20 protein-coding genes are annotated in these 21759 nt (G+C 58.7%); 7 read left to right on the top strand and 13 right to left on the bottom strand.

Features of this window, described 5'->3' with window-relative positions; all coding sequences use genetic code 11:
* The first annotated feature begins 61 nt into the window (after positions 1-61).
* Genes KOL70_RS18090 through KOL70_RS18100 form a run of 3 tightly spaced genes read left to right on the top strand, consistent with a single transcriptional unit; the run spans position 62 to position 3681 of the window.
* Positions 62-1132, top strand: a complete 1071-nt coding sequence (locus KOL70_RS18090; RefSeq protein ID WP_058770256.1) for an iron-containing alcohol dehydrogenase family protein — start codon at positions 62-64, stop codon at positions 1130-1132.
* Between the two features lie 34 nt (positions 1133-1166).
* A complete protein-coding gene (locus tag KOL70_RS18095) occupies positions 1167-2465 on the top strand; it encodes an LLM class flavin-dependent oxidoreductase (RefSeq protein ID WP_058770255.1) in 1299 nt (432 codons plus the stop codon).
* A gap of 16 nt (positions 2466-2481) precedes the next feature.
* Entirely contained in the window at positions 2482-3681 is a 1200-nt protein-coding gene (locus tag KOL70_RS18100; RefSeq protein WP_215481260.1) for an aminotransferase class I/II-fold pyridoxal phosphate-dependent enzyme, read from the top strand.
* A 143-nt stretch (positions 3682-3824) separates the two neighbouring features.
* Here KOL70_RS18100 and KOL70_RS18105 read toward each other — a convergent pair whose 3' ends face one another.
* The gene (locus KOL70_RS18105) at positions 3825-4226 is read right to left on the bottom strand and encodes an H-NS family nucleoid-associated regulatory protein (protein WP_021509031.1); all 402 of its coding nucleotides are present in this window, start codon (positions 4224-4226) and stop codon (positions 3825-3827) included.
* A gap of 712 nt (positions 4227-4938) precedes the next feature.
* Here KOL70_RS18105 and fhuE point away from each other — a divergent pair.
* On the top strand, positions 4939-7137 hold the full coding sequence (fhuE, locus tag KOL70_RS18110; protein WP_211724603.1) for a ferric-rhodotorulic acid/ferric-coprogen receptor FhuE: 2199 nt from the start codon (positions 4939-4941) through the stop codon (positions 7135-7137).
* A 101-nt stretch (positions 7138-7238) separates the two neighbouring features.
* On the opposite strand, the gene KOL70_RS18115 is transcribed toward fhuE, so the two are convergent.
* Positions 7239-8138 (bottom strand): nickel/cobalt transporter, encoded by a 900-nt coding sequence (locus KOL70_RS18115; RefSeq protein WP_215481417.1) that lies wholly within the window; start codon positions 8136-8138, stop codon positions 7239-7241.
* 160 nt (positions 8139-8298) lie between these two features.
* Between KOL70_RS18115 and fetA the strand changes: the two genes are divergently transcribed.
* Both fetA and fetB read left to right on the top strand, forming a co-directional pair.
* The gene (gene fetA, locus KOL70_RS18120) at positions 8299-8967 is read left to right on the top strand and encodes an iron ABC transporter ATP-binding protein FetA (RefSeq protein ID WP_215481261.1); all 669 of its coding nucleotides are present in this window, start codon (positions 8299-8301) and stop codon (positions 8965-8967) included.
* On the top strand, positions 8954-9715 hold the full coding sequence (gene fetB / locus KOL70_RS18125; protein ID WP_021509035.1) for an iron export ABC transporter permease subunit FetB: 762 nt from the start codon (positions 8954-8956) through the stop codon (positions 9713-9715). Before fetA ends, fetB begins: the two co-directional genes overlap by 14 nt.
* An 83-nt stretch (positions 9716-9798) precedes the next feature.
* Here fetB and KOL70_RS18130 read toward each other — a convergent pair whose 3' ends face one another.
* Genes KOL70_RS18130 through KOL70_RS18175 form a run of 10 tightly spaced genes read right to left on the bottom strand, consistent with a single transcriptional unit; the run spans position 9799 to position 19865 of the window.
* Positions 9799-10098, bottom strand: a complete 300-nt coding sequence (locus KOL70_RS18130) for a YicS family protein (RefSeq protein WP_150058950.1) — start codon at positions 10096-10098, stop codon at positions 9799-9801.
* Positions 10095-11117: an HAD family phosphatase gene (locus tag KOL70_RS18135; RefSeq protein WP_211726844.1), complete on the bottom strand. Its 1023-nt coding sequence runs from the start codon at positions 11115-11117 to the stop codon at positions 10095-10097. Before KOL70_RS18135 ends, KOL70_RS18130 begins: the two co-directional genes overlap by 4 nt.
* Entirely contained in the window at positions 11114-12130 is a 1017-nt protein-coding gene (locus KOL70_RS18140; protein WP_215481262.1) for a BatD family protein, read from the bottom strand. The genes KOL70_RS18135 and KOL70_RS18140 overlap by 4 nt, the downstream gene beginning before the upstream one ends.
* Positions 12127-13629, bottom strand: coding sequence for a VWA domain-containing protein (locus KOL70_RS18145; RefSeq protein ID WP_215481263.1), 1503 nt, complete (start codon positions 13627-13629; stop codon positions 12127-12129). The genes KOL70_RS18140 and KOL70_RS18145 overlap by 4 nt, the downstream gene beginning before the upstream one ends.
* A complete protein-coding gene (locus tag KOL70_RS18150) occupies positions 13626-14603 on the bottom strand; it encodes a VWA domain-containing protein (RefSeq protein ID WP_215481264.1) in 978 nt (325 codons plus the stop codon). The genes KOL70_RS18145 and KOL70_RS18150 overlap by 4 nt, the downstream gene beginning before the upstream one ends.
* Complete coding sequence (locus KOL70_RS18155; RefSeq protein WP_215481265.1) at positions 14596-15033, bottom strand: DUF4381 family protein; 438 nt, start codon at positions 15031-15033, stop codon at positions 14596-14598. Before KOL70_RS18155 ends, KOL70_RS18150 begins: the two co-directional genes overlap by 8 nt.
* Positions 15014-15943, bottom strand: a complete 930-nt coding sequence (locus tag KOL70_RS18160; protein ID WP_215481266.1) for a DUF58 domain-containing protein — start codon at positions 15941-15943, stop codon at positions 15014-15016. Before KOL70_RS18160 ends, KOL70_RS18155 begins: the two co-directional genes overlap by 20 nt.
* Positions 15940-16941, bottom strand: coding sequence for a MoxR family ATPase (locus tag KOL70_RS18165; protein WP_215481267.1), 1002 nt, complete (start codon positions 16939-16941; stop codon positions 15940-15942). Before KOL70_RS18165 ends, KOL70_RS18160 begins: the two co-directional genes overlap by 4 nt.
* On the bottom strand, positions 16938-18233 hold the full coding sequence (locus tag KOL70_RS18170) for an anaerobic sulfatase maturase (protein ID WP_215481268.1): 1296 nt from the start codon (positions 18231-18233) through the stop codon (positions 16938-16940). Before KOL70_RS18170 ends, KOL70_RS18165 begins: the two co-directional genes overlap by 4 nt.
* A gap of 48 nt (positions 18234-18281) precedes the next feature.
* A complete protein-coding gene (locus KOL70_RS18175; protein ID WP_127834936.1) occupies positions 18282-19865 on the bottom strand; it encodes an arylsulfatase in 1584 nt (527 codons plus the stop codon).
* 621 nt (positions 19866-20486) lie between these two features.
* Here KOL70_RS18175 and KOL70_RS18180 point away from each other — a divergent pair.
* Entirely contained in the window at positions 20487-20753 is a 267-nt protein-coding gene (locus tag KOL70_RS18180; protein WP_058770242.1) for a YdgH/BhsA/McbA-like domain containing protein, read from the top strand.
* 154 nt (positions 20754-20907) lie between these two features.
* On the opposite strand, the gene KOL70_RS18185 is transcribed toward KOL70_RS18180, so the two are convergent.
* Positions 20908-21756: a VOC family protein gene (locus KOL70_RS18185; RefSeq protein ID WP_215481269.1), complete on the bottom strand. Its 849-nt coding sequence runs from the start codon at positions 21754-21756 to the stop codon at positions 20908-20910.
* Between the last annotated feature and the right edge of the window lie 3 nt (positions 21757-21759).

The raw sequence follows: 21759 nt of genomic DNA on the forward strand, positions 1-21759 counted from the left end.
GCATTAATCCTCTGAAATATAACAATTTTGTTATGGCGTTTTTCCTAATCAGGGTGACAACGTGTTAGCGATTAAATCTCCGCGTGCCTACGCACACGAACCGGGACTGCGTGCGCGCACCGGCGAATTCATTAAACCTTATGCTACGCATATCCGTATTTTCACCTCTCCGCGCGCCTGGCAGGCGGTTAATCCGCAATTAACGCAAAGTCTGGAAACCTGTGGTATTCGCTGGGAAATCGAGTATTTACACGGCGAATGCACCGACGCGGCCATTGATACGCTGAAAAGCAATCTGCAACAGCAGCAGGCTGAACTGCTGCTGGCAATTGGCGGCGGGCGCGTACTGGATGCGGCTAAAGCGGTCGGCAGCCAGTTACCGGAAATCACCGTCGTTAATTTCGCCACCGTCGCGGCGACCTGTGCCGCCTGGTCGCCGGTGGCGATTATTTATGACGCGCAGGGCGGCCACGTGCGCAGCCAGCCGCTGGGCAAAATGCCTGAACTGGTGCTGGTAGACAGCGAAGTGATTGCGCAAAGTGATGTGCGTTACCTCAAAGCGGGCATCGTTGACGCGCTGGCTAAATACTACGAGTTCTATCCTTATCTGCGGCACAACCCCCACGATCTCGCCCTCGATCTTAAAGTGATGACCGCGCAGCGCGCGCTGGATGTCTATCGCCAGCACGGTGCCGCCGCCGTGCTGGCCAACCAGCAACAGCAGGTAACGCCGGAACTGGTGAAGGTGATCGATGCCAGTATTGTGCTGGCCGGCCTGGCCAACAGCGTGCGTGACGTGCTGCCAACGCCAGGCTTTGCCCACGCCATTCATAACCGTCTGACCCATCAGCCGGAGCTGCACCACTGGCTGCACGGTGAAAAAGTCGGTTACAGCCTGCTGGTGCAGTCGCTGATTGAGCACGATGGTGAGCCGGACGCCGCGCTGCTGGCGCTGCTGCGACAGTATGATATGCCGCTGACCTTAGCGCCGCTGCACGGCGATCGTCGCGCAGCCATCAGAAGCATTGCTGAACAGATCAAATTCCCGGCGGCCAGCGCCGAACGTCTGCCGTTCCGCATCAGCGCAGATGCCTTAGAGCAGGCGCTGCTGGCGACCGAGAACGCCTTTTAATTGTTATTGACCCTTTTATTGACCAGGAAAAAATATGGCTACTTCATCTTCACGCCGCATCCGTTTAGGGCTGTTTGTGCAACCGGTAGGACAGCACGTGAGCGGCTGGCGGCTGACGGAAAATCTGGGCGATCCGACGGATATTGACTGGCTGATCACCATCGCGAAAAAAGCCGAAGCCGGTAAGTTTGATCTGTTCTTCGTGGGTGATGCACTGGCGACCAGCATGTATCGTCTGCCTTCCACCATGGCGCGTCTGGAGCCGTTAACGCTGCTGTCGGCGCTGGCGGTCAACACCAAACGTATTGGCCTGGCGGCGACCGCCTCGACCACCTTCAGCGACCCGTTCACCATGGCACGCAGCTTCTCGTCGCTTGACCACATTAGTCGCGGCCGCGCCGCCTGGAACGTGGTGACGTCGTTCTCTACCGATGTGGCGCGTAACTTCAGCCGCAGCGATATGCCTAATCATGCGGAGCGCTACGCGCGCGCCCGTGAATTCCTTGATGTCACCTATAAGCTGTGGGACGGCTGGCAGGCGGGGGCGGTGCAGCCCAACAAAGAGACCGGTCAGTACTTCATTGATGACAAAATTCAGCCGATTAACCACGTTGGTGAGCACTTCCAGGTGCAGGGCCCGCTGAACATTACCCGCTCACCGCAGGGGCGTCCGGTGATTATCGAAGCCGGTTCTTCCAGCGATGGGCAGAAGCTGGCGGCAGAGACCGCCGAGGTGATTTTCACCGCCTCGGCCAGCCTGGAAGAAGCACAGAGCTTCTACCGTTCGCAGAAAGATCAGGTGATTGCCGCCGGACGCAATCCGGATCACGTGGTGATCATGCCTGGCGTGATGCCGATTGTTGGCCGCACGCGCGAAGAGGCCAAAGCGCTATGGAAAGAGCTCAACACGCTGGTTGATATCGACAACGGTCTGCGTCAGCTCTCGCTGCGTTTCAATATGGATCTGAGCCAGTATCCGCTCGACGGTCCGGTGCCGGAAGTGCCGCTGGGTGAAGGCAACCAGAGCCGCGTGAAACTGATGACCGACATGGCGAAACGTGAAAATCTGACGCTGCGCGAACTGGCCGCGGTAGCTGCCGGATCGCGTGGTCACCGGGTAATCGTTGGTACCGCGCAGGATATTGCCGATGACTTTGAGCTGTGGCTCAACGAGGGCGGCGCCGATGGTTTCAACATCATGCCGGCGATCATGTCCGAGCAGCTGGATTTGTTTGTGGAGCTGGTGATTCCGGAACTGCGCCGTCGCGGTCTGTTCCGCGAAGAGTACGAGTTCGCCACGCTGCGTGAAAACCTCGGCCTGCCGGTGGTGTGAGAGACAGGAGCGCAACATGATCACCCTATCGAAGCGCGTACAGTCTGTGTCGCTCTCGGCTAACGCGGCGGCACGCCAGCTGACGCGCCAGCTAAAAGAGCAGGGCGTGGATATTCTTGACCTCACCACCGGTGAGCCGGATTTTGATACGCCCGCGCACATCCGTGCCGCCGCCAGCGCCGCGATGGATGACGGTGAAACCCGTTATACGCCGACCAATGGCACCACCGCGCTGCGTAAAGCGGTGCAGGCCAAACTGGCGCGCGAGAACCAGCTGCAGTACGCGCTGGGTCAAATCTGTATCGCCAACGGCGCAAAGCAAATCATCTTCAACGCGTTTGCCGCGACGCTAAACGACGGCGACGAGGTGATTGTGCCCATGCCATACTGGCCAACTTTTCCGGACAGTGTGCGTTTCAACGGTGGCGAGGCGGTGCTGCTGCCTTGTCCGCTTGAGCAGCAGTACAAGCTGCAGCCGGCGCAACTGGCGCAGGCGATCACTGAGAAAACCCGCTGGCTGGTGCTGAACAATCCCGGCAATCCCTCTGGCATGGTGTACAGCGCACAGGAGTTGCAGGCCCTGGCGACGGTGCTGCGCGATCATCCCAATGTGCTGATTATGCTGGATGAGCTGTACGAACATATCCTGTTTGACGATCGTCAGCACATTAGCCTGCTGCAGGTGGCACCGGATCTGGCTGAACGCGTTTTGCTGGTGGGAGGCGTGTCGAAAACCTATGCCATGACCGGCTGGCGCATTGGCTTTGCTGCCGGGCCGCAGCCGCTGATTGATGCCATGGTGGTGGTGCAGTCGCAGAACAGTTCTGGTGCCAGCGCCATCAGCCAGGCGGCGGCGGTTGCGGCCTTTAACGGTGGGCTCGATTTTCTGCCCCCGCAGCGCGCCGCGTATCAGGCGCGACGCGATGTCATTGTGCAGCAGTTGCAGCAGGTGGCCGGCATTGAAGTGCTGCAACCTCAGGGCGCATTTTTTGTCTTTTGTCGCTGTGCTGGCCTGCTGGGCAAAACCCGGCCTGACGGCGCCGTACTGCATGACGAACAGGATGTGCTGAATTATCTGCTGGAGAGCGGTGTGTCCGGCGTGGCGGGCAGTGCTTACGGCCTGTCGCCGTATTTCCGTTTATCGATCGCCACGGATATCGATAGCGTTGAGGAGGCGGGTAAACGCATTGCGCGCGCCTGTGCAGCGTTAATCTGACGGGCGGGTGTGGGAAGGCGTAATGGCCTAATCACCTCGCAGCACACTGTATGAAAGGATTGCATGAAAGCATTTAGGGTGCCGCGATACAGGGGCGGTGATGCGGCAATTAGCCGGTTCCGCCCCGATTTCCTGCGACTGGATTAAATCAGAAAATCATCCAGCGAACCGCCAGCGTCAATCGCTGACTTTATCGGCGAGGGAGTACGACCCTGACCGGTCCAGAATTTCTCATTACCCTGTTCGTCGGTAAATTTATACTTCGCCGGACGCGGTGCACGTTTTGCTTTGCTCTTCGTTTCACCCTGGTTTAATTGCGCCAGTTCATTAATTGTAATGCCGTCTTTGCGCAGCATCTCTTTATATAACGCCAGCTTCTCTTCTTTTTCGCGCTGTGCAGCACTCTCTGCAGCCGTCTCTTCGCGGCGTTCGGCGACCACCACGGCAAACTTCTCCAGCATTTCGTTTAATACCGCAACCTCAATATTACGTGCTTCAGCACGCAGCGTACGAAGATTGTTCAATGCCTTGAGTGCATCGCTCATGTATAAACCCTTATTACTGATACCACTGATTTGAAAGCGTGCATTCTACGGCAATTTTATTCAAATGGAAATATTCACCCGCCGACAGATTTGTCCGGAAATATGCCCCGGCCTGTACAGTTTTTGATTGGGCGTAAAGATTTTTGTCTCTTCATTGATTACGCATAAACATGTTAGCGGCGGATTTAATATTACCAGCCACCTACGTTAAACCGTTCATTTAACATCGCAGCATCTCACGCAATATACGTCACGGCGATTTACAGCTTAATAAATGGCGTCATGTTAACAACGCAGCGATTGCTGCAGGGATTAAAAGCATAACTGGTCAACCTTAGCGCAGAAAAGGAAATTTTATAAACACCTTCCCATCGGCAGCGTAATTATAAATCAATGGCGGTGACCGGGTACCAGGCTGGTACATACGTGGTGTTCAGATGCCATAGCAGGATGCAGGCACAGCCGTTCAGGCGGGGAGGCCGTAGGTCACGCACCGGTTGACTCAGATTAAGGATGATTTCAGGCGTGATAGTTTCCTGTAAAGCAGTATCAGTGCCGTTACTCCCTGAAGCATAAGATTTTTTCGCAGTGTAAAGGCGTCAGAAAGGCAGTAACAATTTCTTGCAATGTTAATCTTAATGCGTATATTTCTCATTTGCTTTCTTAACCACATGCTCACCACAAAATAACGATAAGCCGATTGAGGAATATTATGTCTTGCAAAGAGATGCGCGTCCGGGACGCAGGTCTTGCGCCGCAGCGCGCGCTGCGCCTGTCACTGCTGGCAGTGCTGGTTGCCTCGGGTGTCGCGCAGGCGGCCGATACGCAAAACAGTGAGGCCACCCTGACCGTTGATGCCAGCGCCAGCGCGGAAGCGCAGCAGACGCAGGCCGCAGCGGATTACAGCGTACCGGTGACGCGGGCCGGCACCAAAATGGCGCTGACCGCACGTGATATTCCCCAGTCGGTCACCATCATCAGCAAGCAGCGCATGCAGGATCAACAGCTGCAGTCGCTGAACGACGTACTGAGCAACACCACCGGCATCCACGGTGTGGCCGCCGATATGGACCGCATCAATTACTATTCGCGCGGTTTCCTGATCGATAATTACATGACCGACGGCATTCCGACCGCGTTTGCCCAGCGCTGGAACCTCGGTGATGCGCAGACCGATACCGCGCTGTACGAGCGCGTCGAAGTGGTGCGTGGCGCAACGGGCCTGCTGACCGGACCGGGCAATCCTTCCGCCGCCATCAACATGGTGCGTAAACATGCCGACAGCAAAGAGTTTACCGGTAGCCTTGAAGCTGGCTATGGCAGCTGGAATAAGCAGCGTTACGTCGCCGATCTTTCTGCACCGCTGTCACCGGAAGGCAACGTGCGCGGTCGCCTGGTGGCCGGCTATGAAGACAAAAACAGCTTCATTGAACGCTACGGCGCCGATAAGAAGTTTATCTACGGCGTGGTCGACGCTGACGTGACGGACGCCACCAGACTGTCTGTTGGTTATGAATTCAGCCAGGTGAACACGGATTCACCGATGTGGGGCGGCGCGCCACGCTGGTACACCGACGGCACGCAGATCCACTCCCGTCGCGGCTATAACACCGCACCTGAATGGGCTTACAACAACAAAGAAAATAAAAAGGTCTTTGTTAACCTGCAGCAGAATTTCGATAACGGCTGGAACATCACCCTTAACGGCACGCATAACGAGATGTTCCTCGACAGCAAGCAGCTGTATCTCGACGGTTACTTCGATAAAACCACTGGCGCAGGCGTCTCTGGTTATGCCGGCTATCCGGTGGTGGGCGGAACCGGCTACAACACCGGCAAACGTAAGGTGGATGCGGTCGATGCCTTCGCCAGCGGTCCTTATGAACTGCTGGGCCGCCAGCATGAGCTGATGGTCGGGGTGAACTACAGCCGTCAGGACAACAAATATTACAGCGCCTGGGCCAACATTTCGTCAGCCGAGCTGGGCAACTTCAACCAATTTAACGGCGATTTCCCGGAAACCGACTGGAATCCGCGTGAACCTGCGGCCGACACCCAACTGGTGCGGCAGAAGTCAGCGTATCTTGCGACGCGCATCAATCTGGCCGATCCGCTGCACCTGATCGTCGGGGCGCGCTACACCAACTGGAACCGCCAGACGCTGACGGCAGAGATGGAGAAAAACAACATCACGCCGTACGGTGGGGTAATTTGGGACTTCTACGATAACTGGTCTGCCTACGCCAGCTACACTTCGGTGTTCCAGCCGCAGGATTATCAGGATGCGTCAGGCGCGTATCTCTCGCCGGTGATTGGCAAAAACTACGAAGCCGGCGTGAAATCCGACTGGTTCAACAGCCGTCTGACCACCTCGGTATCGATCTTCCGCACCGAACTGGATAACGTCGGTCAGAGCACCGGACAGACCAATGCGCAGACCGGTAACACCATTTACGTGGCGAAGAAGGGCGTGGTAAGTCGTGGCGTCGAGTTTGAGGTGAATGGGGCGCTGACCGATAACTGGCAGATGACCTTTGGCGGGACTTCGTATGTGGCGGAAGACGCCAACGGCGATCGCTATAATTCACAGCTGCCGCGCACGTCGTTCAACCTGTTCACCAGCTATCGCCTGCCGATGCTGGACCAGCTGACGCTGGGTGGCGGGGTGAACTGGCAGGCGGGAACTTACGCGGATATCAGTGGCCCGGATGGCAATGGCACCTGGCGCACCCGTCAGGGCAGCTATGCGCTGGTGGATCTGTTCGCGCGCTACGACGTGACCAAAAACCTCAGCCTGCAGGCCAACCTGAATAACCTGTTCGACAAAGAGTACGACGAAAACGTCGACAGCACCGGCATCGTCTACGGCGAACCGCGCAATTTTATGCTGTCCGCGAAATACCGTTTCTGATCATTAAGCCCGTGCCCAAAGCGGCACTTAACGTCCCCTCTCCCGCGTGCGGGAGAGGGTTAGGGTGAGGGGAAAACCGCACCCACCCCAACCCATGCACCTCAACATCCCGCCGCAATATAATCCCCGTTGGCACTCACCGGCACCACGGTAAAAAACAGCACCAGCGCAAACATCACCAGCAATATCCCACCGGCGATCCGTACCGCTCTCAGCAGCGATGCCGCCTGCGGCGAGCGCTCTGCCAGCCACAGCTGCCCGGCGCGCTGACGGTAATGCTGCACAAACAGTGCCAGCGCCACCAGCGCCATGCCGGTACCGAGCGCCATACTCATCACCGCCAGCATGCCCCAGCGCGTAATGCCGATGACGCTGGCGAACAGCAGCACCGTCAGCGCACCGCTGCACGGCCGCACGCCGGTGGCAATAATAATGCCCGTCCAGCTTTTCCAGTCGCTGTGGTGCCCAGCCGCGACGCCATGCGCGTGGCCGCAATGATCATGATTATGCTCCGCTGGCGGCCTGCGCCAGGCTTGCAGCAGCATCATCACGCCCAGCCCGGCGATGAACACAGCGCTGGCTTTCTCCAGATACCAGCGGCTCAGGCTGAGATCGCCGGTGGTCAGGTTAAAACCAACCGCGAGGATAAAGACAAAGGCAATCGCGCTCAGGCCCTGCACCAGGCTGCCCAGCAGCGGCACGCTCAGCGCTACGCCGCGCGGGGGCTGATGGGTGGTCAGCCAGGTGGTAACGATAAATTTACCGTGCCCGGGACCCACCGCGTGCAGAATGCCGTAAATGAAGGTCACAGCCAGCAGCCACAGTCCGGCACTGTACTGGCCGCTATTGATTTGCAGTAAATGGGTAACCAGCAGCCGGTGCAGCTGAATCTGACTTTGCAGCGCCCATGCCTGAAACGCGCTCCAGTGCAACGACAGCAGCGTCAGCGCGCTCAGCAGCAGCACGCTCGCGCAGAGAAATCCGGTTTTGGTGGCGGTCATAGTAATGAAGAAAGTGGTCCTGAATGTCACCAGCATGCGGATTTCTGCCGCGTTGTAAAGCCACGGCGGTTAAACGGCAGCCGCTCTCCGCATCGTGACGCATTCCCCTGCCTTGTGCAGCTGACTATAATCTGCCGACAATTTCTCACGGATGCCTTTTATGTCTGCTGATTCTCCTTTGCTGGCGGTACAAGACGTCACGCTGGCCGTGCAGGGGCGCACCTTGCTGGCGCCGGTATCACTGCAGCTGTACGCAGGTGAAACGCTGTTGCTCACCGGCCCGTCCGGTAGCGGCAAAAGCACGTTGCTGAAAATTATTGCCTCACTGCTGGAGCCCGATAGCGGCGAGATCCTGTTTCAGCAGAGGGATATTCACACGCTGAAAGTCGAACATTATCGCCAGCAGGTCTCCTACTGTTTCCAGACACCGCAACTGTTTGGTGACACGGTTTATGATAACCTGGCGCTGCCGTGGCAGCTGCGTCAGCAACAACCGTCGCGCGAGCAGCTGGTGGCGGCGTTGCGCAGTCTGCATTTATCCGCCGAAATGCTGGACAAAAACGTTGCCGGACTCTCTGGCGGTGAAAAACAGCGGGTGGCTTTGCTGCGCAATCTGCAGTTTCTGCCACAGGTATTGTTGCTGGACGAAGTGACCAGCGCACTGGACGAGCCCAATAAACAACGGGTTAACCAGCTGATTGCCGCGCTGGTGGCGGAAAAAGGGCTGGCGGTGATCCGTATCAGCCATGACGTACAGGAGATTGATGCCGCTGAGCGTATTCTGCGGCTGACCCCACCCGCAGCGGGAGAACAGTATGAATCAGCATAATATCAGCGACAGCTCGCTGCTGCTTTCACTCATGCTGGTGCTGGTAGCGCTGCTGATTAGCCAGAAAGAGAAGCTGGGGATGAGCAAAGACATTCTGTGGAGTGTCACGCGCGCCATTATCCAGCTGGTGATCGTCGGTTACGTGCTGAAGTCAATTTTCGATGTCAATAATGACTGGCTGACGCTACTGATGGTGCTGTTTATCTGCGTCAATGCAGCGCTGAATGCGCGCAAACGCAGCCGGCGGATCGATCATGGTTTTATCATCGCGCTGGTGGCGATTACCAGCGGTACGGCACTGACACTAACGGTGCTGCTGCTGAGCGGCGCCATTGCCTTTGTTCCCATGCAGGTAATCCCCATTTCCGGCATGATTGCCGGTAACGCCATGGTGGCGGTCGGACTGTGTTTCACCAACCTCAATCAGCGCTTTAGCGACAACCAGCAGAAAATCATGGAGATGCTCAGCCTGGGCGCGCCGATCAAACGCGCATCCGCCGGGCTGATGCGTGACAGTATTCGTGCCGCGATGATCCCCACCGTTGACGGCGCGAAAACGGTGGGGCTGGTAAGTCTGCCAGGCATGATGTCCGGGTTGATTTTCGCCGGGATCGATCCGGTAAAGGCCATCAAGTACCAGATCATGGTGACGTTTATGCTGATTGCCACCGCCAGCCTGTCGACCATCATCGCGGCGTATCTGTCCTACCGTCGCTTTTACACCGCGCGGGCGCAGCTCAAACCGTAGATTACGCCTGAAACCGCAGCGCCACGCCGCTGGCCTGTTCCGCGCTGACCACGATGGCGTCTGGCATTTCCTGCCAGCGACGATCAGCTAAAATCCGGGCAGGTTATCTGCGACATCAGCTGCTGATAATGCTGATGCTTGCCCATCTTCAGCGCATCAGCCGCCTGCAGCAGCGCGTTGTGATTGCTCTTATCCGCCAGAAAGGTCTGCTTGATTTTTTCGTCGTCGATGGAGACCGGCACGCGGCAGTGAGTGCGCAGATCGTTGATCATGGTCTGCTGCCGCAGCGCCAGCGCCAGATTCTCATACGGCGACGCTGCCAGCGCAGACGTGGCACTCAGGGTGAGCAGGGCGATCATGGCAGTGAAAGGTAATGTTTTCATTTTGCTTCTCCTTGATGAACGGAAACGGCGGCCGGGCACTGGGCGGGATCGAACACCGTACCCCAGTCCTGTTTCATATCGACAACGGTCCAGCCATAGTGCGCGGCCAGCCTGAGACCGTTAACCAGTTTGCCGCTGGCCGGCGGATGCGCATCGTAGGCGTATTCCCGCTGTGCATCGGTGTGATGCACCAGCAGGCCGAAGGTGCTGGCGGCAGGATTCCCCGAGGTGTATTGCAGCATCGGCACATCGCCGTCGCTGTTGCCGAACGCTGCTACCGGCCGATGGCCCATGAACAGATGGATGGCCACCGGTTTGGCCGCTTCATCATCATAAAATGCACCATTCATGGTTTTCCGCAACTGCGTGCCGTTGTCGCTGAGTGAAAATTCCGCAAGGGAAAACGAGCCAACCACCTGCTCGGGTGGAATGCCGTACATCTGTTCCGCCAGCACGCGCATAAAATCGATGCCGCCGCCGGAGATAATCCAGGTGCGGAAACCGTGAGCGCGCAGATAATCCAGCAGCTGGCGCATCGGCAGATAGCCCATGCGATCGTAGCGGCAGCCAAAACGCGTATCCCGCTGCGTCGCCACCCAGTTCTGCACGCGTTGTGCAAACTCATCGGTGGTGATACCGCTGTGAGTCAGTGTCAGCAAATGCATCAGCCCCTTTTTCCCGCTGGCAGCAATAGCGGCCGTGTTGTTGCTGACCACCGCCTGCACCAGCGCATCCTGCTGCCACCGCGGATGCTGCGGTGCCAGCCGTTTCACTTCATCGAGCGCAAACTGCAGCTGAAAGGTGAGCGGTGCTTCCGGCCATAGCGTGCCGTCATTATCGAACACCACGTAGCGCTGGTTAAGAGGAATAAAGTCAGCGCTGCCGGCGCGGGTGGTGTCATCCACCCACTGTGTAATGGCACGCTTTGCCGCACCCTCACGCCAGGCGGAGAGATCGTCAGCCTGACTGACGCTAGCGAGGCACAGCGTGAGGCCCGCCAGTATAGAAACAGTTTTCATCGGCGACTCCTGTGATGTGGAACGAGATCGGGCAGCGCATGAATACGCCACAGGCGGCTCCACGCATGGCCGGCAAACATCAGCGCCTGACGCAGTAAACGACGGACAGCCCACAGCACTGCGACGAGGAGAACCACGGTTGCGGCGAGCAGCAGCCACTGCCACCAGGGGCGTTCAGGCCCGGCACGCAGCACCTGTTCGCTGCCGGCCGGGCGCGCAGGCAGAATGTCATAGTGATGGGCGGGCAGCGTGGCGAGCTGCCATGTCTGTTGTCGGGTATCCCACCAGCGCAGCTGCACCGGCGGCAGCGTCAGGCTGCCGGCGCTGTCCGGCAGATAGCGCAGCCGCTCGCGTCGCTGGCTGCCAGTGATTTCACCGCGTCCGCTGGTCAGGACGCTAACCTCGGGCGTCAGCAGCTGGGTACTGGCACCGGGCAGGTCGATCAGCACCGGTGGAATCTGTCCGGCGACCACACCGCTGGCCTGCAGCGTTATCTGCCGTTCCACCACGTCGCCGACATGCAGCGCGTCGCCCTGCGCGGCACAATATAGCGTCACTTTTTCCTGCAGATGCAGCGTGGCGGCGGGCAGGAAGCGATCCGGCTGCTGCACACCCGGCGGCCAGCGCACATTTTTTTCCAGCGCTGGCAGCGTAACGGTCTGCGGCGGCTGGCCCGCGGATTGCAGGGTGATGTCCAGCGCCGGCAGCTGCAGTTTGCCCTGATCCCAGGCCATCAGCTGGCGCTCCATGCGGATGCCGCTCCAGCTGACACCGTCACGCTGACGCGATACCAGCTGATTGGGAATGGCCGCCGGCAACAGCGTGCCGTTGCTGACCGGGAAGTCAGGCCACTGTGGCGGCGGGTTAAACCAGCTATCGGTCCAGTAGGTTACCGCGACGCGCAGCGGCTGACCCGGCACCAAACGGTCATCGCCAACCAGCTCGCGCGTGATGTCCATTGCGGCGCGCGCGGGCCCGGTCAGCAGCAGCAGGCAAATCAGCAGCGTTCTCATGGTGACTCCTGACGATAGAGATATTCCAGCAGGCCACCGGGCGACAGGCTGAGATTGTCGTACCACTGACTGACCTGCGGTGCCGCGTGACCTGCAGGCTGCATGACCTGCTGCGCGACGCCCTGCTGTTTGTGAAGGTCTTTTTTGCTGCCGTCAGGATCGTAATCCTGCTCTTTTCCCTGTGCCGCCTGGCGATCGCGCTCCTGCTGACGAAGCTGCATCACAATGCGCGCGATACTGGCGCGATTTTGCTGTGCCATTCGCCAGTCGGGACGCAGGCTCAGCGCCTGATCGTAATGCTGCAGCGCCTGCTGCCACTGTTTCTGCTGCGCCAGGCTGTTGCCCAGCCACAACAGCGATTCAGGCGTCACGGGTGCCTGACGAAAAGCGCCGCTGGCGGCGGAAAAATCACCGGCATAGTAGAGCGCAATGCCGCGGCGCAGCGGATCGACATAGTGCTGCGCCGCGCGCGCGTAATCCTGCCGTTGAAAGGCATGTTGCCCTTGCAGGTCGGGCGGGATAAACGCATCCAGCAGCGCGGCGGCGGCCGGCGGCGTTATCCCACCGAGCGGCAACACAATCAGCACGATCAGTATCTGACGACGCCACCACAGCAGCAGCAACAACATCGGCGCAATCAGCCAGTAGCCGCTGTTGTGCCACGGCAGATCCTCGCGACTGTTTTGCTGGGCGCTGAGGCTTTGCTGAATATGGCGTCTGATGGCAGGCAGATCGCTGTCATCGGGGGTGGCGAGCGTAACCGCCACGCCGTTGGCGCGTAGCTGCTGGAAGCGCGCCACGTTGAGGCGGGTATCAATAGCCTGACTGGCGAAAGCGGGCGGCAAGGGGCCGCCTGGCGCAGTGCCGGGCACCCACAGCTGCAGCGGCAGCGAGGTCTGGCCGAGCAACCGGGCATCATCCTGGCGCAACGTATCGGCCACCAGCACAATGCTGCGCGGCGTGTCCGGCAGATTATCATCGGCCAGCCTGAGAGCGGCCGCCAGGCCATTGCCCTGACCGTCCGGCAGTAACGTTGGCTGCTGCGCCTGCAAGAACAGCGAGTAAAAGGCCGGATCGTTGGTCAGCGGCGTGGTCAGCCAGGCACCGCCGCGATACACCACAAGGCCAAAGTGGCTACCCGGCATCTGCTGCATCAGCTGAGCGATCTTATGCTGCATGCGCTGATGCCGGTCGGGCGGGAGATCCTGCGCCAGCATGCTGAGATCCTGTTGCAGAATCACCATCACGTTACTTTGCGGCGTAACGCCGCCCGGTAACGCCTTCTGCCATGACGGCCCTGCCAGCGCCAGCACGCCGAGCGCCAGCAGCCACGGTACGGGTGACAGCCGCTGCAGTCGCTTACCGGTAATCAGGGCGTGAAACGGCGCTGTCATAATGCGCTGCCAGGCGCTGCGCGGCGCGCGCAATAGCCACGCCAGTGCCAGACAAACCAGCAGCCCGGACAGCCACCACGGGTGCATAAAATGAAAGCCATTCATGCTGCACGCTCCCGCAGTCGCGCCAGCAACAACGCCGCGGTTAACAGCGCCAGCGCCGCGCCGAGCGGCCAGGCAAACAGCGGGCGTGTAAACGACAGACCGAGCGTCGCCACCTGCGCCGGAGTTTGGGCGTCAATGGATTGCCAGACACGTTGCAGTGCGCTGCCTGAGGTAGCCGCCTGAAACGCGCTGCCGCCGGTGATGCGGGCAATATCCTGCATCAGCGCGCTATCGACTTTGTCCTCGCCGCTGGCGTTGAGATCGCCAAAGGCAATGGTATCAACCTGCACCTGATGCTCTGCTGCCAGCTGCGCAGCGAGGGCGGGCGGCAGCTGTGAAGCGGTATCGTTGCCGTCGGTAAGTAAAATCACCATGCGGCTGGCGTCCTGTTCCAGGCTGCTGTCCAGCAGTTTGACCGCTACCCCCAGCGCATCGCCGATGGCGGTTTGCTGGCCCACCATGCCGGGTGCCAGCTGGTTGATGCGCGCCAGCAGTGCCTGCTTATCGGCGCTGATCGGCGCAAACGGCCACGCCTGACTGGCAAAAATCACCAGCCCGATGCGATCGCGGGTTCGCTGGAGCACAAAATTGTGCACCGAGCGCTGCACCGCCTGCAGGCGAGTGGTGCCCGCGCCGGCGTCGTTTTTCGCCATCGAACCGGAAACATCCAGCACCAGCACCACATTGCGCATCGGCTTATGCTGTAGCTGCGGTGGCAACAGCAGCTCAGGGCGCGCCAGCGCGGCCAGTAACAGCAGCCACACCAGCCAGAACAGCAGCGTCTGAGGCCAGCGGCTGGCCGGAGGGGCATTCTCCAGACGCAACTCCCTCACCAGTTCCGGCAGGAACGGCACGCGCACCTCTTCGCTGACCGGCTGGCGTGGTGGTAGCAGAAAGCGCGTCAGCAGCGGCAGCGGCAGCAGGAGCCAGACCCACGGCCAGGCAAAATCGAAGCGGGTAAGCAGTTCAGACATCGGGCAGTGCCTCCAGCCAGCGCCGCAGCTGGCTGCGCAGGCGCTGCATTTCATCAGGCGACAGGCTATTGTCCGGCTGGCAGTAACCGTCAAACAGCCGCTGATAGGTCGCGGCATCCAGCGGTAGCTCCTGCAGTAACTGGCTGAGGCTCAGTTCACTGACCTGAGCACGCGGCTGGTGCACCAGCCGCACCCGCTTAATCAGCCGCAGCCAGCTATCAATGCTGTTGTCGTGACGTAAAACCTGACGCGCTTCACGCCGCCAGCGATTGCGCCGCCAGCGCGCTGTGCGCCACAGCGCCAGCAGCACAAGCAGGGCCGCTAACGCGCCTGCCAGCCACCACCAGCCCGCAGGCAGCGGCAGCCAGGATATCGCGGGCGGCAGGTCAGGCTGCAGCAGTGGCGGAACGCTAAAGCCTTTTTCCAGCATGCTCGTCTCCCTGCGTCAGCTGACGCAATAACGGTTCACTCACCACAATGTGCTGCACGCGGATGCCGAGCCGCAGCAGTCGCGTCTGCTGCTGTGCCAGCCGGGCGGTGACCCGCTCGCTAATCTGCTGACGCAACGCGGGCGAAAGCGGCAGCGTAACGTGCTGATGCTGGTAATGCGCGGCGAGATAGCCCTGATGCGGAAGCCGCAGATGCAGATCGTCGAGCAGCACAAAGGCGGTGATATCACACCGGCGCGCCAGCGCCGCCAGCAGCGCGTCACTCTGAGCGTCAAGATCGTGGAAATCGCTGATCAGTGCCAGCCAGCTTCCGGCAGGCACCTGCGCCCGGATACGTTGCAGCACCTGATGGAGTGGCAGACTGCTGGCGGGCTCCTGCGGATAGCGCGCCGGCAGCTGATTATTCATTTGATGCAGGTCATTCAGGCACGGCGCCAGGGCGAGTTTCGGCGAGCGGCAGCGCTGCAACCTTAGGGTATCATCGCTGAACACGGCGGCCCCGAGACGATCGCCATCGTGCCAGCTACGCCACGCCAGCAGCGCTGCCAGATGAGCGGCGGCAACCGATTTAGTCAGCCCGCGCGTGGCGAAATACATGTCCAGGCGCTGATCAACCAGCAGATATACCGGCCGCTCGCGCTCTTCGTTATACAACCGCACCCAGGGTGTGCGCAGACGCGCGGTGGCCTGCCAGTCGATCAGCCGCACATCATCGCCCGGCTGATAGCGGCGCAGGCTGTCAAAATTGAGTCCGCGTCCCTGCTGACGCGACACGCGCTCGCCGGCCATTGCGCCGGGCGGCAGCTGAGCCGGCGGATTGCGCAGCTGCTGCGCTGCACCCGCCAGCGCCAGCAGGCCGGGCAGGGTGACGGCCAGTGCGGTATCCGTCATGCGACCACCGCATCCAGCAGCATGCGCACCACATCATCGGCTGTCACCTGGTCGGCGCTGGCCTGATAACTCAGCAGCAGACGATGCCGCAGCACCGCCGGGGCAATGCGCTGAATATCGTCCGGCAACACCGCATCGCGCCCTTCGAGCCACGCCTGCGCACGCCCGGCGCGGTCCAGTGCCAGCGTGCCGCGCGGGCTGATACCCAGCGCCACATAGCTGGCAAAGGTGTCGCTGACCTGCTGCGGCTGGCGCGTCATTTCCACCAGCGAGACGATGTAATCTTCCACCGTGGGCGCGACGTAAATGTCGGAAATGGCCTGCCAGCAGCGCCCGATGTCCGCCTGGCTGATTTTCACCAGCGGCGGCACAGCGGCGCTGACGGCAGGGGTGTCCTGTTCGCGATATTTTGCCTGCTGTTCGGCGCGCACCAGCTGCATCACGCGCTGTTCATTCTCTTTCGAGGGATAGTGCACCAGCACTTTCATCAGGAAGCGATCCAGCTGCGCTTCCGGCAGAGGCCAGGTGCCTTCCTGATCGACCGGGTTCTGCGTCGCCAGCACCATAAACACGCCGGGCAGCGGCCAGCTGTTGCCCGCCACCGTGACATGACGCTCCTCCATGGCTTCCAGCAACGCCGACTGCACGCGGGCCGAGGCGCGGTTGATCTCATCGGCCAGAATCAGGTTGCCGAACACCGGGCCTGGCCGGAAACGAAACTGCTCCTCTTCACGCGTGGCGTGTTGCTGATAAATTTCGCTGCCGGTGATATCCGAGGGCAGCAGATCCGGTGTGAACTGAATACGGCTGAAGTTGCCTTCAATGTGGCGCGCCAGCTCACGCACCGCACGGGTTTTGGCCAGTCCGGGCAGTCCTTCCAGCAGAACGTGGCCGTCGCATAGCAGCGCGATAATCAGCATGCGCACCAGCTCTGGCTGACCCAGCACCTGCTGGTTCATGCTCGCTTCCAGGTCGAGAAACCGTTGCCGCAGGGTCATTGCGTCACTCCCTGTTTTTCCCGCTCAAGCAGCGTGGCGATACCCACCAGGATCGGCTGAGCATAGGAAAAAAACGCTTTGATGCCGGGACAGAGATAGTTAAGGCCGGGTTCACCCTCTGCGCTGCGCACGATGCGGTTTTTCGGGCATTCGCCCCAGCATAATTTGAGGTAAGGACAGCGTTTGCAGACGGCGGGCAGGGTGTCGCGTTTCCCGAGGCCAAACGCTTTTTGCCGTTCGGAAAACGCCAGGTGCGCCAGTTTAGTGTTGGCAATATTGCCCAGCTGATACTCCGGATAGACGTAGTGATCGCAGGCATAGATATCACCGTTTTTTTCAATGGCGAGGCCCTTGCCGCAGAACTCTGAAGTCACGCAGATCTGGCCCGGCAGGCCCAGGGTTTGCGCCACTGCCGTTTCAAACAGGTTAACCTGCACGCGCCCTAAATCGTTGTTGACCCACTCCTCAAACACGGCGATGAGAAAGCGTCCCCAGTCATCGGGATCGACCGACCAGTCGGTCACCACCGAGTCGAGATCGCCCGGCCGCGCGCGGCGGGAACCGCTCACCGGGATGCTGTCATCGCGCCAGAACTGCGGCGCGGTTTGGGTAAAATCGACTGGCTCAACGCAGGGATTGAATTGCAGATAGGTCGCGCCCAGTTCGCGCGTGAGAAAGCGGTACACCTGCAGCGGAAAGCGTGCATTGGTCCGGTTGACCGTGACCAGCGCGTTGAACGGCACGCCGTGGCGTTGCAGCGCGGCCACACCCGCCATCACTTTGTCGAAAGTCGGTTTACCGCTGCGTGTTACGCGATAGCGATCGTGCAACTCGCGCGGGCCATCAATCGACAGCCCGACCAGAAAGTGATGCTGCTTCAGAAAGCGCGCCCAGCTATCGTTCAGCAGGATGCCATTGGTTTGCAGATCATTCTCGATGCGTTGTCCTGGCTTCTGATACTTTTGCTGCAGCGCCACCACCTTTTCAAACCACGGCAACCCCATCAGCGTCGGTTCACCGCCTTGCCACGAGAACACCACCCGATCGCCATCCTGACTATCAATGTACTGGCGAATATAGTTCTCCAGCACTTCATCGGACATGCCGCTGTGATGATCCTGCTGCAGCAGCTGCTCTTTATGCAGGTAAAAACAGTAGTTGCAGTCGATATTGCAGCGCGAGCCGGTGGGCTTGGCCATCACGTGAAAGCGGCGTTTATACGCCGGACCGATGCCGTTGTATTTTTCCGCCGAGGGCAACGGGCGAACCGGCAGTGTGGTGCTGTATTTCATCAATGCCTCCGAATACCGGGCACGGCGTGCCCGGCTGTGAGTCATAACTCAGTTAGTGGCCGGGCTGCCTTCGTCAATCAGTTTCTGCACATCCGAAACGGTAAAGGAGCCGGGTTTCTGACGAGGCGGGAACTCTTTGAAGCTTTGCAGCATTTCTGCGGCATATTTCTGCGCGCCACCCAGCAGGAACAGACGGTCATAGAACCAGTGGTTGTAATCCATACCGCTGTCACCGCGCTCCAGCGGGTCGATCTCCAGGTCGAAGATCAGTGGCGTGCGCAGTTTAACGAACGGATATTTCCACAGGTCGAGGCCGGTGTGTTCCTGAATCATGAAATGCGCTTTCCAGCGACCGTAGCGCATCGCTAACAGATCGCCGTCATCGCTCCAGTAGAAGAACTCATTACGCTGGTCGGGCCCTTTGCCCTGCAGGAAATCCAGCTGGTTGTAACCGTCCAGATGCACTTTGTAGGTCATGGCGCTGGTCTTATAGCCTTTCAGCAGCTGCTGTTTGATATCCGGCACGCCCGCTGCGGCAACAAGCGTCGGGAACCAGTCGTTGCTGCCGAAAATATCGTTGATCATCGTGCCAGGCTTAATATGCCCCGGCCATTTGATCATCGCGGGGACGCGGAACCCGCCCTCCCAGCCGGTATTTTTCTCGCCGCGGAATGGCGTCATGCCGGAATCAGGCCAGGTGGCGATCATCGGACCGTTGTCGGTGGTGTAAATCACGATGGTGTTATCTTCGATACCCAGGTCTTTGATTTTCTTCAGCACCTCGCCGATCATTTTATCGTGCTCAACCATGCCGTCCGCGTAGTCGCCCAGACCGGTCACGCCCTGATCCTGCGGTTTAATGTGCGTTTTGTTGTGCATGCGCGTGGTGTTGAACCAGGTAAAAAACGGTTTGCCCGCTTTGACCTGACGCTCCATGAAATCGTTGTTGGCGGCGAGGAACTCTTCATCCACCGTGCCCATACGTTTCACGTTCAGTGGCCCGGTATCTTCAACCTTGCCATCCGCGCTGGCTTTAATGACGCCGCGCGGACCGAACTGTTTACGGTACTCAGGATCTTTCGGATAGTCCGGGTTTTCCGGTTCTTCTTCGGCGTTCAGGTGATAAAGATTGCCAAAGAACTCGTCGAAGCCGTGTGCGGTAGGCAGGAATTCATTGCGATCGCCCAGATGGTTTTTACCAAACTGACCGGTGGCATAGCCGAGCTGTTTCAGAATTGAGGCAATGGTCGGATCTTCTTTCTGCAGACCCTGCGGCGCACCTGGCATACCGACTTTACTCATGCCGGTGCGGAACGGCATCTGCCCGGTGATAAACGACGAGCGTCCGGCGGTGGAGCTTTGCTCGGCGTAATACGAGGTGAATTTGGCGCCCTCGGCGGCAATACTGTCGATGTTGGGCGTTTTGTATCCCATGGTGCCCTGGTTATAGGAACTGATGTTCCAGTAGCCAATGTCATCGCCAAAAATCACCACGATGTTAGGCTTGCCCGAATTTTGCTCGGGCGCGGTAGAGGGCGTCGGGGATTGAGGAGCCGCATGGGCGCTCCAGGAACAGCAGGCCACAGATAGCATGGACGCTAATAGTGACTTGCTAAAAGGTAATCTGGACATTTCTGCACTCCGATAATTGTATTCCGACCAGGTCAGAATTTTTCCGACCGAATAAGTGCTGCGCAGACGGTTATTTCCTCCTTACCCTGAAAGGACGGCAGATGAATAAACGCATCTTTTTGATAGCTATTTCCCGGTGCGGAATGGCGGTGCTCAGTCAGTCTGATTATCTGTGATTTTAAATAGTTTTTATTAAAGCGTGGCCCGCTGCACGCAGGCTGCGTGCAGGCGAAAAATATGCGGTGTGCGAGAGGGTATAAGTAACCAAGGTATAAAAATGCAAAAAATGAGCAGGCTGTGTATCTGGTTATGTAGCAACCATAGCGGCTCATAACTGGAATGCCAAGTGCTATTTTAAAAATGTGAGCGGCAGAGTGATTTTTTTCTGCTGTATCGCACTGCTGCGCATTTCGGCTAAGGTATTTCTTATTTTAAATAAGCTGAATATTACTTAACCTATTGTAATATATAAATTATTTTTCTGTTGGCTGAAAGTGGCTGGTTATTTTTTACGAGGCGGGTCATATTTTTTAGCGTTCAGGTTTGCGTTATTTTTATGGCTCACCTAAGCCTTAAAAGGCCATCCGGAACGGGATGGAATCAATTAATCTGGGGTGATTTATGAAAAAAATTACGGTAGCAATAATGTCATTGCTGGTGGCGTCAACTTTCTCTTTATCGGCTCTGGCAGCGCAGGAGATTACTAAAGAAGAGGCTAAGCAGTATCAGGAAGTTGGTAAGGTTAGTACCAATAATGAATACAGTTCACCGGCAGAGGCCATGGCTGAAATCTCGAAAAAGGCCGATGAGATGGGGGGTAAATATTTTGTGATCACCTCCGGCAAAGAAGGTAAGAAAATACAGGGTACGGCAACAGTGTATAAATAATAAATTATACGCTGCAAATCAGGCGTCATAGTCATTGCAACAGGCCGTTTTAATAACGGCCTGTTGTCGTGTTTCTATTTCTACAGTAAGCGATGAGATTAAGATCTGGTTCGCTTGCCTGGTCCTCAGCAGGCAATCTACTCCGGCAATGCTTTCATAGCTGAAACCTTAGCGCCACGCCGCTGGCCTGTTCCGCGCTGACCACGATGGCGTCTGGCTCTTCGCGGAAAGGCACATCGCCCAGCAGCAGGCTGGCTTTCACCCTGCGTAAGTCGCTGCTGCGCAGCGTCAGCGCGGCCATACGCGCACTGCCGTCATAATCGGGCGGCAGGCCGGTAAAGCGCTGCGTCACATAGTGCGCAGCGGCAAAGCGCACGGTGGCCACGCCCGCTTTCAGCACAAACGCGCCCTGCTGGCAGGCGGTGAGCTTATCGGCACCAAATAAACGACTGTAGGGCAGCGCGGCGGCTGCCGGATCCTGCGCCACCACCACAAACTCAATAATGTCGGTCACCGCGTTGGGATGTTGCTGCCACACTGGCTGCCAGACCGCCTGCGGTGTCTCATGCTGGCAGAAAAAACTGCGTCCGTTTGGCACCAGTGCGGGGCGCAGGCGAACGGTGCGAAAACGCGCCTGCTGTGCGCTGCCATCCGGCAACTGCACCGGCCGGTAAAAACTGGCGGCGGGATCGCCATCAATATCCTGACTTTCCAGATAGCGCCACACTGCATCGGCATCGCCGGTTTTCCATACCAGACCGCTCAGGCCCGCCGGTGCCTGCCAGATATCCTGACGCTGGTGCGCACGCCCGGCTTCATAGCCCAGCAGTTCCAGATAATTATCACCAAACACCGCCAGATGATTACTGGAGCCCAGCGAGTGATGGCCGCGTGGCGTGAGCTGGAAACCGAGCCGGCGATACAGCGCGCTGGCGTCATCCAGCCGATCGGCAACATTGATCACTGCATGATCGAGCTGTGGAACGGGTACCGGTATCGCCATTAT

The organism is Pantoea sp. B270 (assembly GCF_018726825.1).
GTDB classification, from domain to species: Bacteria; Pseudomonadota; Gammaproteobacteria; order Enterobacterales; family Enterobacteriaceae; genus Pantoea; species Pantoea dispersa.